Genomic DNA, 15,697 nt, shown 5'->3' on the forward strand with positions numbered 1-15,697 from the left:
AAACGATTTTCTCTATTTACTCAACAATTTTAAACTTCAAAAAGTATGAAACGTAATTTTATTTTGACTTACTTCTTCTTGACGATATTTCTTACGTCGGGACTTGTGAACGCACAAGTGAAAGATGTAAGCGTAACCGTATCGCCTTTGATCGAATATCAGTGGTGGAATAAGAATATCAACTTAAAGGACAACATGTTTTACGGCGTACGCGCCGGCTTTGGTTTCGGCCCTCACTTCGAACTTCGGGCTGTGGCCGAAAAATCGTTCGATATTCAAAGCAAACTGAAAAGTTCGAAATGGAACATCAGCGACGACCTGATCAGCAAACTTCCCGATCATACGGTCGATATTACACGACTGAGCGGCGAAGCGAAACTCAACATTCTCTCGGGCGTAGGCATTTCGCCGTATATTCTGGCCGGCGCCGGTGTGCAGTATTTCAAATACGACCCGTTTACCGAAGGACTGGATGCCAGAGATTATAAGGAACAACAGATTTTCGCTTCGTGGGGAGCCGGCATCAAGATCAACCTCTCGCCGCGCATCGTGTTCTCGTTAGAAGGCAAACAGCTGCTATTCAACATGGATCCGCAGAATGCATACTTTAATCCCAACATGCGTAACAAAGACAAACGTCTGGCCAACTACGCCGCGATGGCTTCGCTCGACATTTATTTGGGAGGCTCGAACCGTTCGTTCAACAGCCGGCTCGACAAGCGGGTGCGCGACAGTTATACGTCGGGCTTCGTGAACGGGTTGAAGTTCGTCCTCGAACCGGGCGTGGCCTACGTCAATTTCAACGAGAAACTTCCGTACACCGACCAGTGGTTCGTGGGAGGATCGGCTGGCGTCGATTTCTCATCGCTCGTAGGCCTTCGCGCATACTACTACCAAGCAACGGAAGACCCGGCGAAGCTCTCGTTCAAGTTCAACGATAACCTGCGCATGTACGGGCTCAATTTGATTACCCGCCTCAACCAGCCGCGCGGCATCGTGCCCTACCTCCAGTTCGGTGGCGGTTATCTGGATTCCAAAGGATACAACTTTATCGGCTCGGATCAGGTAAAAGAGAACTTCGATAAGAATAACCTCTTCCTGCAACTCGGTGGAGGAATCGAGATTCCCGTATCGCGCTATTTCGCGCTCTTCGGAACGGGAAATGCGATGATGATGGCGCAAAAAGGCGTTTCGCCCGAAGACATCGTGAAGCCGTCGCAAATCAGAACAAGCATGATGTACACGGCCGGGCTGCGTATCAATCTGGGCGCTCCGGTGAAAAGCGGATCGGCACTGTATGCCTCGGCGCTGGAATCGGAAAGAGAAAAGAATCGCGAAAAGATCAACGAGATGCGTGCCGAATATGAAGAAAAACTGAATGCCGTCAACGCCGAACTGGCCGAAGCGCTCGAAAAAGGAGATAACGAACGCGTAGAAGTGCTGCTCGAAGAACGTAAAGAACTCTCGGAAGAGAAAACAGCCATCGAAGCCGGCGAACCGGCCAAGACGAAAGAAACGATGACAGCCGAAGAGTTTGAAGATCTCGTGAACCGCACGATCGAAAAAGTGCTCAAGGAGAAAAAATCGCGCACCTCGAGCACGCTCTCGGACAACGATTTCGGATTGGTGCTCGAAGCCCTTCGGCAGGACAGACCGGCAGGAGTGGCCGCAACTTCACCGGCCAACGACGCGCTCCTGATCGAACTCAAAGCGCTGGCCTCGAAAATGGACCGTAACTACGAAACGCTGCTCCGCTCCAACACGCAGACGCAGGCGGCGGGAGGTACTACGACCGTAGTCGTTCCTTCGCAGCCGAGCACGCAAATCATCACGCCGACGCAGACGCCGGTCGTAACGGTCGATCAGGCCGGTAACGTGGCCGACTCGCGCGTCATGGCAATAGAAGACGGTACAGGCTCGGGCCGCGGCTCGTTCCTGAAGTATAACAGACTGGCGCCCATGTTCGGCGTGAACTTCGGCGAACAGGTGACGGCCAACATCGGTCTGAGAGGCTATCTGCAAGTGAGCAACACGCATTTCGACTTCGTACCCGAGTTTTTCCTTGCTCTCGGAAGCAAAACAGGATACGGCCTCTCCGGAAACGTGCTCTACAACATCCAGCTCAAGAAAGACGCTCCCCTTCACCCCTACGTCGGTTTGGGACTCGGACTGTTCAAACAGTACAAAACGCTCAGAGCCGGTTCGAACATCATCGTGGGTACGAATTTCAACTTCGGAAACAATGCCTTATTCGTAGACTATTCGATTCGCAATCTTTTCAAGAACAATCAATTCTCGGTAGGCTATCGTTTCGTATTCTAACCCTGTAAATTTCGTTAGATGATGAAAAAGATTTTTATTATAGCAACGTTTTTCCTCTCGTTACCGCTGTTGGCAACAGCCCGGCAAACAGACGGAGGAGAGACCTCGCGCCCGGATACGCTGCGTCGACAGAGCCTTCTGTCGGCCGGCGATAAAGACCGGCTGATCCCGGTCTCGCGCGAACAGGCCGAAATACTCGTCACCAAGCTGGTCACCGCAGCCCTCGAAGCCGATTCGATCGACCGGCAGAGAGAGCTGGACGAACTGGTGATGCGTACAAAAATGGAAGCGCTCAAGCGCAAACTGATCGACGAGGCGCTGGCCCGGAGATACAACGCCGGACTGGAACAACGCTTGGACCGTCTCGAGAAACTGCTGATGCTTCAATTAGTGAACAACGCCAACGTTCCGGCGGATGTCTTACAGACGATCCTCACGCCGCAGACAAACACGACGGCTCCCGTCGTGCTGCAACCGATCGCTCCCGCCGAGCCGGATACGCAAAAAGCTCCGGCAACGGAAGAAGAAACGGCGACGCCTGACAGTGCGAAAAAAGAAATAGAAGCACCGTAGCGTCATAACATGGAATAAGTTGATTAGAGTATGTCCGGTCGAAAATCCGGACATACTCTTTTTTTATCCTCCCTCCTCCCCCACGCCGATGAAGTCTATCATCTTAACGTAAGAATTACGCTGTATGGAAAATAAAGTCTTTGTCGGGAGTCCTTGTATTTATGTTTTTTTAATCGGTCGGAAGGTTAATCCGACCGGGCCGAGCAGTCCGGATGGCAGCAACGGAGCGTCTTTCGTGAACTTGCGGACGTTTGTACGGGTAAACCGCTCCTCTTCCGGCAGCTGAACATCGCCGATCAGACGATTGGGCCAGAGGTTGACAACCTTCACCTCGAGGGTATTCGCTCCGCTTTTGACGTACTCGGTCACATCTTTTTCGAATGGAGCATTCCACCAAATGCCCGTAGCATGGCCGTTGATCGTCACTTCGGCGACGTGGTACACCTCACCGAGCGTAAGGATCACCCGGTTTCTTCTTCGCTGTTGCGGCGTCAGTGTAAAACGATTCTCATACACGGCGGTGCCGGAGTAGTAACGGATCCCCTTATCGGGATGATGCGACCATGAAATCAGCCGTTCGAACGTTGTCTTTTCAGGACCTCCCCAGGCCGGATCGAAAGATACGTTCCACGGAGTGCGAATCACCATCGTCTCCGTTTCATAATTGTAGAGCGTGATTCTTCGTCCCGTATGCTTTTTCAGCTCGTACTTTTTGCCCGACAGGAAATAGAAGGAGCCATCCGGCAGCGTAACAACCGGAGGGCCGGAGAGCGTGTGCGCCGGCAGACGGGGAAAGAGCGAGACGCCATTGCGCGAAAGCTCGGTAAAATAAGTGCCCGTTACAGGCTTGCGGAACACGACGAATCGTGAACCGTGCGGCTCGAGAAGTACGGGCAAAGTGATGCGCTTGTCTTTCTCGACGGTGAAAATACGTTGCGTTGTCAGAGAGCCGTCGACAGGGTCCCAGATTTCGGGCTGCATTCTCTTCACCCGGAAGGTGAGGCTGACCCACTCGGCCTGCTCTTTGCGGTTGACCACGTAGTAAATCTCCGCGTCCTGACGTGTGCGATGGATGTAATCGATGTGCGTCCCGTAACGCCGGCTTTTGTACTCCATATCGGGAGCGACGCCGGCCTCCTGCAGAACGGCACGCAGGGGTTTGCCCCAGATTACCCGTCCTTTTCCGAAGCGATGTTGTCCGGTGAATGCTTTGCCCCATACCGAATCCGCGTCGGCCTGTATCTGCTTCACGACATCCGGATAATTGCGTAAACCGACTGACGTTCGAGGTTTCGGCCCGACGACTGTCGCACCGGCTTTTACCAGTTCCTTGATCTTCGCAAGCACCTCGGCGTTGATGCTTCTGCGGTCGGGCAGCACGAGGATTCGATAGCTGACGCCGTCGGGCAAGACAATCCGTCCGTTTCGCACGCTCATGCGCTTCAGGATCACTTCGGTGTTGGTGACGTCGTAGTCGTAGCCTTTGCCCAGCCCGGGGATGAGGTGTTTGAGATACGCCTGATTCGGAGTGTTGTCACCATAATAAATACAGACGTCGCTGACGGGTTTGCCCTGCGCGAGCATCATCGAGTTGCGGGCAGTCCATGTCAGAAAGGCTTTCGACTGCTTCCACCACGTCACGTTCGTGTTGAAGTGGGTGCCGGCGAAGTAGGCGTTGCCGGGCTTTCCCGCCGACACGGGCGAGTGCGTAAAGCCATGAAACACGACACGGTTCATGCCTTCACAGTACGCACGGTCGAACGTCGGTTTCATGTAACGAAAGTCTTCTTCCCACATCGGGCCGATGCTCATCGGGCCTTGGGCCGCAACGAAGCGGCGATTGTAGATATGGGCGGCCGAAGCGGCCTGCTTGACAAAGAAGCGCTCTTCGGGCCGGATGCGATGAGTCGTCGCGCGAAGCCAGAATTCCCCCATCGGGATGTCGTTCTGCCCGAGATTTTGCAGGCCGTCGATCGGCGCCGGATGAGGCCCTCCGCTCTCGGGATGGATGCTCAGATGATATTGGCGCGCCAGCGCCTTGAAGCGTCCGTAGTGATTTTTGCGGATCAGGTCGCTGACGGTACGCCGGAAGTCGTACAGAAAACGGTTGGACACGTCGCGGTTTTCGACAATCAGCCCCGTGATGACGGGCAAGTATTTGGTGATGTCGTAACCGTTGGCTTTTTTGAATTCCCGGGGTAACGATTCCGTCCAGTTCGCGGCCTCCGGTTCCCAACAGTCATCCTGAAGGTATTTCCAACTGTCGGAATGCCTGCCTTGCATGTCTTGGAGCAAAATCGTCGCGGTATGGTCGAAGTGGACGTCCATCGCTTCGGCGCTCATAAAATCCATGGCCAGTCCTCCTGATCCGGACGACGAAACTTGGAGCCCCGTCCCGGTATAAACAAAGCGGAAGATGCGGAAACGTCCTTCGGGCGCCTCCCACGAGAGGTTGCCTTCCGCATCCGTCTTGTGGCTGATGTCGTAAATATCGCTGAGGCGGGTGTTGAAATCATCGTCGTACGATTCTTCTTCTTTTACGAAAGCCTCCCAATGATAACCCAGCCCGCTGATTTTGGGAATATCGTGAACCGTATGGAGCGCCTTGATCTTAAAACGCTCGAGTGGAGCGGTGTACATATTCTCCTCGTCGAGTCGGACGGCCAGCACCGCCACCGGCATATAGTAGAGTTCGTCCGAGCCGGGACGTGTGAGCAGACCTTCCGGAAGACTCAGTTTCGTTTGGATGCGTCTGCCTCCGTCTACATCGACCTGGCTCCAGACTATTTTTTTCGACGACAGCTCCGGAGTAATCCACGGTCCACCGTTATGCCATCGGCTGCCGAGGTTCAGGCTGATTTCCATATCGAGGCTGTCTGCCACTTCGCAGGCGTACCGAAACAGATCCCGCCACGCCTGACTCATAAATCCGGCCCCCGGTTCCGTGCGTCCTGCGTGAACGTACGACGAGGAATCAGTATCGTAGATGACCGCGCCGCGGATACCGGCTCTCTTCATCTCCGTCAAGTCGTGCCGGATCCCTTCTTTCGAGATGTTGCCCTCGAGCCATCTCCAGCAGATACGTGGCTGCGCATAGGCGGGCGGATTAAGAAAATCGCTTTCGAGGTCGTCGCTGTCGATGAATCGGGTGACGTCGTTCGTGCGCTTCTCGCTACCGAGCCTTATCTGCACACCCTCCGTCTGCGCGGCTGGAGGCGGCTCCTTTTGTTTGCAGGTAATACAGCAAAAACAAACTATGCCCCCGAATGCCAGACCGATCATCCGGGAGAAGAACGGTGCCGGAGCGCGTAACTTCTCGCGACAAGCCATGCTTTTCATGCTGTTTCTGCTTTTCATGCGAGCAAAATTAGCGAAAAAGCCGGAGATTCTGTGGAGAGCACGCCTCGAAATTTTGCATGGAAGGAACGCTTTTATAAATATGACAGATCGCTATTCGGTTGTTGTCAGATGAAGCTCACCTCTTTGAAGGCATAGCGGGAGAGCGTTCCGTCGCGCCGTTCGAGTACGTAGTGGCCGTCCGGCTCGATATCGACGATCCGTGCTTCGAAGGCTCCGCAAGCGTCTTGGTAGCGATGAAAGCCGTCGCGCCGGTAGAGCGAACGAAGGTATTCGGCGTGAAGGGCCGCGACATCTCCCGTCTCGAGCAGTCGGCGCAATGCCCGGAATTCCGTATGCCATGCTTCGAGTATGGTCATCCGATCGTATGTCCTCCCGGTGATTTGCGCGAGCGAAACCGGGTTAGGGGCATCGCTGCGAAAAATCTGCTGGTTGATATTGAGACCGATGCCGAGGATGGAATGAGCGATGAATTTCCCGGATAGAAGGTTCTCGATCAGGATGCCGCAGATTTTTTGCTCCCTCCGGTAGACGTCGTTCGGCCATTTGACGGTTATGTCCTGAACGTAGCGATCGAGCGTACGTTTTACGCTCAGCGCGGCGATCTGTGCGATCCGGAACGATTCGTTGGCCGGGAGCGATACCGGATGATAGAGTAGGCTGAACGTAAGATTCTGTCCGGCTTCCGACTCCCACGTGTTGCCGGTCTGTCCGCGGCCGGCTGTCTGAAAGTCGGTGATCACGATCGTCTCGTCGGCCGGTATGTGTCCCGTCTGCAATTGTTCCTGCAGGTATCGGTTCGTCGAGTGTGTCTCCCGCAGACGGATGAGGGCAGGTATTTCAGAGACCATACGTTTCGCGGATTCGTTTGGGCAGTTTGCGGAGCACCTCTTCGTAGGAGTGACGTATCCAGCGACGGATTTCGTCGTCGGGCATATCCCGCTCCAGATAGATGCCGTTCCAATATTTCTTGTGAAGATGATAAGCCGGTTCGACAGCTGCGTAATGTGCTCGCAGCTCTTCGGCCTGATCCGGATCGCACTTGACGGCGATATGCGGTTCCGCCGCGTCCAGCGATACCAGCAGATACATCTTGTTCTCGACTTTGAAGACGAGCGTCACCTCGTCGAACGGAAACGATTCCGTCGTATGCTTCAGAGTCAGGCAATAGTCACGTACTTCTTCTATATTCATTGCGTTTCGGAAAAAAGGGTTAGCGTTTCAGGGGAGCGTAGAACGCGTCTTCGATATGTTCTACCTCGTAGCGATGGCCGTTTTTGATCAGACAGACGATATCGAAACGAACGGGCAGAGAAATCTGAAAGTGTCGCACGTAGGCGTCGGCTGCTGCGACGATCCGACGGATTTTCTTCCTGTCGACAGCTTCTTCAGGCGATAGCAGGCTGCCTTTCGAACGGGTCTTGACCTCGACCACGACCAGCTCCGTCTGCGTACGGGCGATAAGATCGAGTTCGTATCGATGAAATCGCCAGTTGGTATGCAGAATCGTCAGGCCATGCCGCTCCAGATAGGTGCGTGCGATGTGTTCGCCCGTCTTTCCCGTTTCGTTTTTTTCGGCCATGCTTCTCTTTCTCGCTTTTTTTAGGACAAATGTACGGGATAATTTTCAATTCCGGCAAGTTGAGACTTGGGCATCTCCGGTTCTTAGCGCGAACGACCAGCAGGCGTTGGAGGAGGAGCCGGACATGTTGCCGACGCGGAGGATTTTTTACGCGCGATGAGATGAAAGAGTTTCGCCGCTAAAAAACACGCGATCAGTACGACAATAATAAAAGCGCCCGAAGGTATTTGGAGAAAATACGAGAGGTACAGCCCGGTAACACACGAGGCAAAGCCTAAGCCGATGCTTCCGAAGATGATTTTGCGAAAATCGGAGGTGAAGAGGTTGATCGTCATCTGCGGGACGGTGAGCAAGCTCATCAGCAACATAATGCCCACGAGCCGGATGGACAGTACGATGGTTACCGATATAAAAAGCGTCATCACGTATTCGATGGCTTTGACCGGCAGCCCTTGTGTCCGGGCAAAATCACGGTCGAAGGCCGAATACAGGACTGCCCGATAATATAAGGTAAAGAACAGGCTCAGGATCGCTGCGAATCCGCCGGTCCAGTAAATGTCGGTTCGCGAGATGGTCAGGATATTGCCGAACAAATAAGAGGAGAGATTAGGGGCGTAGCCGGGAGTCAGTACGATAAAGATGGCGCCGATGGCCATGCCTAACGACCAGATGGCGGCGATGGCCGAATCTTCGCGCACCCGCCGTGAACGACTCATCCATTCCACACCGAAAGCCGACAGCACGGCAAAGCCGAGTGCCGTCAGAAACGGATTAACTCCTAAATAAAAACCTAACCCCAGACCGCCGAACGAAGCGTGCGTGACGCCTCCGCTGATAAATACCAGTCGGCGCGAAACGATGTAGGTCCCCACGATACCGCAGGCAATGGCCGTGAATAAACCGCCCCAGAGGGCATTTTGAAAAAACGTATAACGCAAGATTTCCATCAGACAGTCTCTCCTTTTTCTTTTTTTTCGACGGTTTCGGACACGCGCTCTCTATAAGGCGCTTAGTCCGTGGTTATTCCGGTTCTCCGAAATAGCGGACGAAGATAAATAAAAGAATTGAAACGGCAGACGGGCACAGGCCTTAAATTCGGGCGAAAGCTAAAAACAGGGTGGTAGACAACGAAACAGCACGAAGATGCGAATCAATATTGCGTTAAATAATTTTAAATACAGTATTATGTATTGCATTGGTTATTTGCGATACATACTTTTGTGCCAAAACATAGAACAATATGAATGCAGAAAATGTAAAATCGCAGATGAGGAAGGGGATCTTGGAATATTGCATCCTCCTGCTCTTAAAAAAGGAGCCGTCGTACACTTCCGATCTGATTCAGAAGTTGAAAGAGGCACGATTGATTGTTGTGGAAGGTACATTGTATCCATTGCTTACGCGTTTGAAAAACAGCGGGCTGTTAAGTTACCAATGGATCGAGTCGACGCAGGGGCCGCCCCGGAAATATTACCGGTTGACGGAAGCGGGAGAGGCGTTTCTGAAGGAGCTGGAGCTTTCGTGGCAAGAGCTGAACGATACGATTAATCATATTAGAAATAACGAATAAAATAATAAGACAATGAAAAAAACATTAACCGTGAATTTAAACGGAACCGTCTTTCATATCGACGAGGATGCATATCAATTATTGGAGAGCTATCTGTCCAATCTTCGCATTCATTTCAGCCGTGAAGAAGGCTCGGACGAGATTATGAGTGATTTCGAAGCGCGTATTTCCGAATTGCTTAACGACCGGATACGCCTTGGCTTTAGCGTGATCACGATTGAACATGTGGAAGAGGTGATTCAGCGCATGGGGAAGCCCGAAGAACTGTTTGCCGGAGAAGAAAAAAATGCCGGAAGCGAATCGTCTGCCGCTACGGAAACGACGTCCGGCGCTTCCGACAGGAAGTTCCGCAAGCGACTGATGCGAGACCCGGACGATAAGATGCTCGGAGGAGTAGCCAGCGGACTTGCCGCTTATTTTGGACTCGATACGACGTTGCTGCGACTGGTCATGATCTTGCTCCTGATTGTGTCGATGACGGTTCCCATCACGATTATATACATCGTACTGTGGCTCGTACTGCCGCTTGCGCGAACGGCTACCGACCGACTTGTGATGCGTGGTGAACCGGTCAATCTCGAAAATATCGGGCGGACGGTGACGGACGGGTTCGAGAAAGTATCGGACGATATGCGGAGTTATATCCGTACAAACGGGCCGCGCACGCCGTTGCAGAAGATCGCCGATTTTATCGTTTCGTTCTTTGCCGCCGTGCTCAAAGTAGGAGCCGTGCTGTTGGGCATCCTGCTGATTCCCGTGTGTATCTTTGTATTGTTTATTCTGCTGATCGTTGTCTTTGCGCTGATTGTCGGAGGGTGGAGCGCCGTATTCAGTTACCTGCCGTGGGTCGATTCGGATATGTACTTCGTATCCGAGATGCCCAACTATATCGCCGTATGGGGAAGCATCTCCGGAATCTTACTGCTCGGAATTCCTTTGATGGCGTTGTTGTACCGACTCTTCAGACGCTCGTTGAACTTAGGCCCGATGGCCGGGGCCGTGAAATGGATTCTGCTTCTCGTCTGGCTGGCCTCGTTGGTAGGCGTTTGCGCCGTCGGCGTCTGGGCGGTAAAAGAATACAGCGGCTTCTATTTCGAGACAATCAGTCAGACGCTCCCGGCCCTTTCGTCATGGGTCGGACAGGCATGATGAAAGAAGAAGTCGCCTGTAAAATAGCTTAAATCTCGCAAAAGACGTAAGATCATAGGCCAATACGGCAACCCAACCGTCGAAAAAAAGAGGAGAAAAGTGATGCTAATTTTCGCGATCTTACGATCTCTTTCCACAGGCGTTCCGTTTCGGCGGGACGCCTTTGTGGGTTGATGGAATGGCCGGAAGAGAATAAGGAAGGAATACCGGAACAGCATACACACAATAACGATACATATCTTTACGTTGCAACTGTAAGTGCCCACATAAAATACAAAAGAGCCGTGATGAACAAGGACGAATTTAAAGAAGTTTTTTATGTTCATTTTGATGCGATCCGAAATTTTATCTATTATCGGTGTGGTGATATAGAGATGGCTTCGGATATTGCGCAGGATGTGTTTTTAAAGGTCTGGGAAAAGAGAAGTATGTTGAACAGCCATTCTGTCAAATCCCTGCTTTATAAAATGGCTATGGATCGTTGTACGGATTATTACAGAAAGAACCAAATCCGGATGAATTTTGAACATGAGATGATATTCAACAAAGATGGAGAGCTTTCGCCCGAAGATGAAGCATCGTTCAGGGAGCTGTCTGTTACATATGCCAAAGCATTGCAACAGATGCCTGAACGACAGCGGATCGTCTTTCTTATGAATCGGGAAGACGGAATGAAGTATGCGGAAATAGCAGATTGTCTTAATGTCAGTAAAAAAGCTGTCGAAAAGTACATAAGTGCGGCATTACGATTTTTAAAAAAGAGACTTTTATAAGTGAAATGAAGATGGAGAATATGAAGATGAAACCCGCTTGGCCTAAAAGTAAAGAAGAAATCTGGGATGAAGTCTTTGAAAATATCGATGAACAAGAGCTCCCGAAAACATTCTTGAAACGGATTCCTATATGGGGCTATGTGGCGAGTCTGGCAGTGGCTGTTCTTTTAGCTTGTTATTTTTATACAGTGACAGAAGAAGCAAAGAGAGGAGAGCACTCGACCGTAAAACTTCCGGATCACTCAACCGTAACGTTGAATGCAGCGACTAAATTATCATATAAACCCCTTGCATGGTTTTTTTCAAGAAAGGTAGACCTTGAAGGTGAAGCCTATTTCGATGTAAAACCCGGCAGTCAATTCAGCGTACATTCAGATCGTCACACGGTGAAAGTAGTAGGTACTGCATTCAATGTCTATGCCCGTTCCGGAATGTATCGTGTGACCTGTCTTTCGGGAGAGGTAAAGGTAAATACAGGTAAAGAATCTGTTGTGCTTCATTCCAATATGCAGGTAACGACTCACGATTCGACTTTCCGTATTGATCGTGATGTCGTATCCTCGACCGTGATTGGGTGGATGCAAGGAAAATTCGTATTTATCGCCATGCCACTGCAAGATGTTATTGCAGAAATAGAACGTCAATACAACATTCATGTTACTCCTGCGTCTTATCCCCATCATATTTATTCGGGAAACTTTTCGAAAACCGAGAAGCCCGAAGAGATTCTCGAAATTATCGGTAAGCCTTTTGGAATCACATTCAGGATCGAATAAATGAGACCGACCGGTATTATTTTGTTATTCCTGTGGGTGACGGCCGCGACTGTTTGTTCGCAGTCGGTCAGAATGGATGTGCACAATGAGCCGTTAAACAAGGTGTTGAGCAGGCTGCAGTTAGAGTTGTCGTTTGATGATCGGACGTTGTCGGAATATAATATATCGGTCTCGAAATCGTTTGAAAATCCCGAGTCTGCATTATTGTGGCTACTCGAGGACAAGCCTTTCCGTGTAGAGAGAATAAAAAATGTATATGTGATTATCCCGTGCGATAATCAAAAAAAGAATCCTGCAGATCGTGTCTTCGGGAATATAGAAGTTCGGCCTTTTAGTTTTAAAGGAACGGTTGTATCGCAAACAACCGGTGAACCGTTGGAATATGCCATTGTGAGTTTATTGGATGCGGACAGTATTCCCATAGCAACAGGTTTTACGACCGATAAAGGGCAATTTGCAATCAAGACATCACGTGTTCCGGCAAGCATAAAAATCGGCAGTCTGGGATACCGAACACGATATGAAAACATCCGCGACGTGGATGGAAATCTTGGTGTTATTCATCTGAATGATTGCATGATTCCATTGGGTGAGGTGGTCGTAGCAGCGGAAAAGACTTCGAAGGAGATACACCATACGACTTACGTTATCACTCCGCAGATGCTGCGTGGGGTACATGATGCGCTGGAACTGTCGGACAAAATCCCCGGCATATATTTTGATCAATCATCAAACTCCGTTTGGTTGAATCATCATGCCAATATTTTGTTGTTAGTAGACGGTGTACCCTATTCCGAGACATATCTGCGACATCTTTCTCCTGACAGGATCGAAGCAATCGAGGTGATTCACGCCGTGTCGGGGCGGTTTGTTTCTGACGATTATGCCGGAATTATTCAGTTCGTTCTTAAAAAAAATTATACCGGATATGATTTGCATGCGTCGAATGCTGTCTGGATGAATCTTTCGAAGACTGCCGAAAACTGTCGCTTGCCGGAAAATCATCCTTCTCTGGGATTTATCTATACGACTCATCGCCTGAACTTTTTCGGAATGTATGAATATGATCGTGAAAAAAGTAATTATCATGCGACTAAATCTTTAACATACGACCGATATAAACTTGTTTCTCATTCTGTTTCTCATCCTGCGCATCGATACCGGTACGACCATCATACCGTAAACGGAGGGATCAATTATCATCTGACTCCTTTTCAAATCTTAGGTATGCAGTCCGATTATACGCGTGGGAGCACTAAGACGCTTCAACAATACACGATGCGACGAACCGATCTGTCGAATAATTACGATCGCTCTTTTACGAGCGAAACGGAAAATCTCATACAGGCACATACATTTACAGGTTCATTGTTTTATAAAGGTCAGTTTGCCAATCGTCTGCATGTTTACGCTGATTTTTCGTACAATTATTACGATAACGATATGAAGAATGAATACCATCAGGGAGGAGAGGATGTTTACCGGTATTCGGACTTATGGAATGAATATAAGAAACAGACCGGATTGAATTTCGAAGGGAAATACAGCCTTTCACATAACATGTCGATAGAGGCAGGATATTCCAATCTATATCGTCGATATGCGTCTAAAAGCAGCCAGGGGATAGGTTTTTTAAACTATAAAGAAAACAGGAATAGAGCTTCTGTCTATTTTTCCCGTCTCTTTTCAGATAGAACGCGCTTGAGGGCCGGTGTCGCATTCGAGCATATATATTCACATAACGGAATAACCGGAAAGCATACTACCCGGATACTTCCTTATGTATGGATGAACGTTAAAATCACCTCAAAAGGAAGCCTTATTGCGGGATATACGGCTAATAGCCTTTATCCGTCTCTTTACCAGCTTAGCCCGATGAGTATTGTCGTCGATACATTTTTGACACAGATTGGCAATCCTGATGTAACCTCTGCCGTTCGTCACCATGGTTTTATGGAGATTTCACTGGGGGATAAATTGAAACTTATGCCCCAAGTTGTTTTTATTAACGATGGTATCAGTGAAGTATATGACAGAAAAGCATATAAACTCTACCGTACGTTCAATCAGATCGATTTTCGTGAATATAGCCTGAATGTATCGTATAATCAATCGTTCGGAAGATATTTTCGTTTGAAAAGTACCCTTACCTTTTATCATCAGGACGCGTTATATGAGGCGAATCGGAATTCCGTCAATGGATGGATGATTTATTCCGATGGTAATTTCTACCATCCGGATTGGGCGGCCGGGATACAGTTCGGATATTATCGAAATATGAAAAAGAATATTCTTTGGCAAGGTTATTACATGTCGGGAAAGGATTTTTGGAGTATTACCGCACGAAAAGAACTGTGGAATCATCGTATCTCCGTGATGTTGTCTTATATTCCGCCGATTGAGTTCGGGGTCAGAAACGACAGGATCAAATATCTGGACACACCGCTCTACAAAGAAAGAACAACGACCGATTTATCTTCGTACCATCCGACATTGCTGCTGAAAGTCGGTCTTCGTTTTGACCATGGAACGAGAAAAGAACCGGTTGAAAACAAAACCATAAAGATGCTGCATAAGCCGGAACGATAGACTTCGTTTTCAAAACCGGGAGGTAGGGTATTGGCTCGTTCGCACGGTATAATAGTATAACGCGTAACGTATAAATAAAAAACAATCGTATGAAAAAGATGTATTTATTGTTCTTGTCAGTCATCTGCCTCTTATCCGGTGGGTGCGAACAAGAGCTGGAGGAAGACAAACCGGATACCACATTATCCGAAATAATCGCAAGGGCTTCTCATGCGGAAACTTTTATGAAAAGTTCGTTTGTGGCAGATAAAGGACGAGAATCGGTCGTTTTTACGGGAAGCGATATCCTGTGGTTTAATGAAACAACAAAAGAAATTCGTTTTCAAGAAAATGTGTCGATGAAAAACGTGATTTCCATTCACCAATCGGTAAAAATCTATATCGGTAATGAATATTTGTTTTCGTCCATGATTTGTGTGAGCAGCCTCAATTCGCAGATATTTAACAGTCTGGTGCTTTATTACAATATGGTGGAAAACAAATATTACTTGTTGGATGGTTATCCCGAAGTGGCCGTGTTGTCAGACCCGCAGGAAGCACAGAAACTGCGTAACGAAAACAGACAATCCATCGCGTCGGAATGGAAAAAATTTATCGATCAATTGAAGAAAGAAGGTCGATACAAAAATTGAAAAGGGATTGTTATATTGCGTTGATAAAAATGAAAAAAATAATGTTGTAAAACAAGCCATATCTGAGTCAATTATTATTGAAGTCGGATATGGCTTTTGTATGGGATTATACGAATCGACGTTAGTATGTGTTATAAAATCGGGAAAACATGTTGTAAAACATACTGTAATCATTTCGTCGGTTTTACTACTGTCCCGTAAAAGTGGATAAATAGTCCCTCCTTAACAATTGATTTTCTTGAATAAAAAGGGATAAAAGTATATTTTTTCCTTTGGCAGAAACCCGTGAAAAATAGAACGCAAAAGATTTTCCTTAATCTTTTCCAGCATTTTCTTTAGATTCCAAGCTGTTGCTGCCATGTAGGCATTAATAT

13 protein-coding genes are annotated in these 15,697 nt (G+C 49.0%); 8 read left to right on the forward strand and 5 right to left on the reverse strand.

The genetic code is table 11. The features are described 5' to 3' along the window. Positions 1-45 precede the first annotated feature (45 nt). Complete coding sequence (locus EII41_RS01320) at positions 46-2,322, forward strand: hypothetical protein (RefSeq protein ID WP_124789111.1); 2,277 nt, start codon at positions 46-48, stop codon at positions 2,320-2,322. Between the two features lie 18 nt (positions 2,323-2,340). Beyond that, a complete protein-coding gene (locus EII41_RS01325) occupies positions 2,341-2,895 on the forward strand; it encodes a hypothetical protein (protein WP_124789112.1) in 555 nt (184 codons plus the stop codon). Between the two features lie 159 nt (positions 2,896-3,054). On the opposite strand, the gene EII41_RS01330 is transcribed toward EII41_RS01325, so the two are convergent. From EII41_RS01330 to EII41_RS01350, 5 genes are all read right to left on the reverse strand, one after another. After that, on the reverse strand, positions 3,055-6,234 hold the full coding sequence (locus EII41_RS01330) for a glycosyl hydrolase (RefSeq protein WP_185711792.1): 3,180 nt from the start codon (positions 6,232-6,234) through the stop codon (positions 3,055-3,057). Between the two features lie 125 nt (positions 6,235-6,359). Further along, entirely contained in the window at positions 6,360-7,103 is a 744-nt protein-coding gene (locus tag EII41_RS01335) for a biotin--[acetyl-CoA-carboxylase] ligase (RefSeq protein ID WP_124789114.1), read from the reverse strand. Beyond that, complete coding sequence (locus EII41_RS01340; RefSeq protein WP_124789115.1) at positions 7,093-7,446, reverse strand: MmcQ/YjbR family DNA-binding protein; 354 nt, start codon at positions 7,444-7,446, stop codon at positions 7,093-7,095. Before EII41_RS01340 ends, EII41_RS01335 begins: the two co-directional genes overlap by 11 nt. A gap of 19 nt (positions 7,447-7,465) precedes the next feature. Continuing rightward, positions 7,466-7,834, reverse strand: a complete 369-nt coding sequence (locus tag EII41_RS01345; RefSeq protein WP_124751482.1) for a YraN family protein — start codon at positions 7,832-7,834, stop codon at positions 7,466-7,468. 83 nt (positions 7,835-7,917) lie between these two features. After that, the gene (locus EII41_RS01350; protein ID WP_124789116.1) at positions 7,918-8,781 is read right to left on the reverse strand and encodes a metal ABC transporter permease; all 864 of its coding nucleotides are present in this window, start codon (positions 8,779-8,781) and stop codon (positions 7,918-7,920) included. 293 nt (positions 8,782-9,074) lie between these two features. Between EII41_RS01350 and EII41_RS01355 the strand changes: the two genes are divergently transcribed. From EII41_RS01355 to EII41_RS01380, 6 genes are all read left to right on the forward strand, one after another. Next, a complete protein-coding gene (locus EII41_RS01355; protein ID WP_014224092.1) occupies positions 9,075-9,404 on the forward strand; it encodes a PadR family transcriptional regulator in 330 nt (109 codons plus the stop codon). 12 nt (positions 9,405-9,416) lie between these two features. Further along, the gene (locus tag EII41_RS01360; protein WP_124789117.1) at positions 9,417-10,553 is read left to right on the forward strand and encodes a PspC domain-containing protein; all 1,137 of its coding nucleotides are present in this window, start codon (positions 9,417-9,419) and stop codon (positions 10,551-10,553) included. Between the two features lie 173 nt (positions 10,554-10,726). Further along, complete coding sequence (locus EII41_RS01365) at positions 10,727-11,326, forward strand: RNA polymerase sigma-70 factor (RefSeq protein ID WP_260425427.1); 600 nt, start codon at positions 10,727-10,729, stop codon at positions 11,324-11,326. 11 nt (positions 11,327-11,337) lie between these two features. Then, positions 11,338-12,102, forward strand: coding sequence for a FecR family protein (locus tag EII41_RS01370; RefSeq protein WP_260425428.1), 765 nt, complete (start codon positions 11,338-11,340; stop codon positions 12,100-12,102). Further along, positions 12,103-14,691 carry an outer membrane beta-barrel protein gene (locus EII41_RS01375; RefSeq protein WP_124789119.1) on the forward strand — a complete coding sequence of 863 codons (2,589 nt, stop codon included), beginning with the start codon at positions 12,103-12,105 and terminating at the stop codon, positions 14,689-14,691. Positions 14,692-14,780: 89 nt separating this feature from the next. Next, positions 14,781-15,323: a hypothetical protein gene (locus EII41_RS01380; protein WP_124789120.1), complete on the forward strand. Its 543-nt coding sequence runs from the start codon at positions 14,781-14,783 to the stop codon at positions 15,321-15,323. The last annotated feature ends 374 nt before the right edge of the window (positions 15,324-15,697 follow it).

This window comes from Tannerella forsythia (genome assembly GCF_003860135.1).
Taxonomy (GTDB): domain Bacteria; phylum Bacteroidota; class Bacteroidia; order Bacteroidales; family Tannerellaceae; genus Tannerella; species Tannerella forsythia_A.

Coding starts and splice junctions, on each gene's coding strand:
- EII41_RS01320 (WP_124789111.1), top strand. CDS start 46: ATGAAACGTAATTTTATTTTGACTTACTTCTTCTTGACGATATTTCTT.
- EII41_RS01340 (WP_124789115.1), bottom strand. CDS start 7,446: ATGAATATAGAAGAAGTACGTGACTATTGCCTGACTCTGAAGCATACG.
- EII41_RS01335 (WP_124789114.1), bottom strand. CDS start 7,103: ATGGTCTCTGAAATACCTGCCCTCATCCGTCTGCGGGAGACACACTCG.
- EII41_RS01370 (WP_260425428.1), top strand. CDS start 11,338: ATGGAGAATATGAAGATGAAACCCGCTTGGCCTAAAAGTAAAGAAGAA.
- EII41_RS01375 (WP_124789119.1), top strand. CDS start 12,103: ATGAGACCGACCGGTATTATTTTGTTATTCCTGTGGGTGACGGCCGCG.
- EII41_RS01330 (WP_185711792.1), bottom strand. CDS start 6,234: ATGAAAAGCATGGCTTGTCGCGAGAAGTTACGCGCTCCGGCACCGTTC.
- EII41_RS01380 (WP_124789120.1), top strand. CDS start 14,781: ATGAAAAAGATGTATTTATTGTTCTTGTCAGTCATCTGCCTCTTATCC.
- EII41_RS01355 (WP_014224092.1), top strand. CDS start 9,075: ATGAATGCAGAAAATGTAAAATCGCAGATGAGGAAGGGGATCTTGGAA.
- EII41_RS01345 (WP_124751482.1), bottom strand. CDS start 7,834: ATGGCCGAAAAAAACGAAACGGGAAAGACGGGCGAACACATCGCACGC.
- EII41_RS01325 (WP_124789112.1), top strand. CDS start 2,341: ATGATGAAAAAGATTTTTATTATAGCAACGTTTTTCCTCTCGTTACCG.
- EII41_RS01350 (WP_124789116.1), bottom strand. CDS start 8,781: ATGGAAATCTTGCGTTATACGTTTTTTCAAAATGCCCTCTGGGGCGGT.
- EII41_RS01365 (WP_260425427.1), top strand. CDS start 10,727: ATGGAATGGCCGGAAGAGAATAAGGAAGGAATACCGGAACAGCATACA.
- EII41_RS01360 (WP_124789117.1), top strand. CDS start 9,417: ATGAAAAAAACATTAACCGTGAATTTAAACGGAACCGTCTTTCATATC.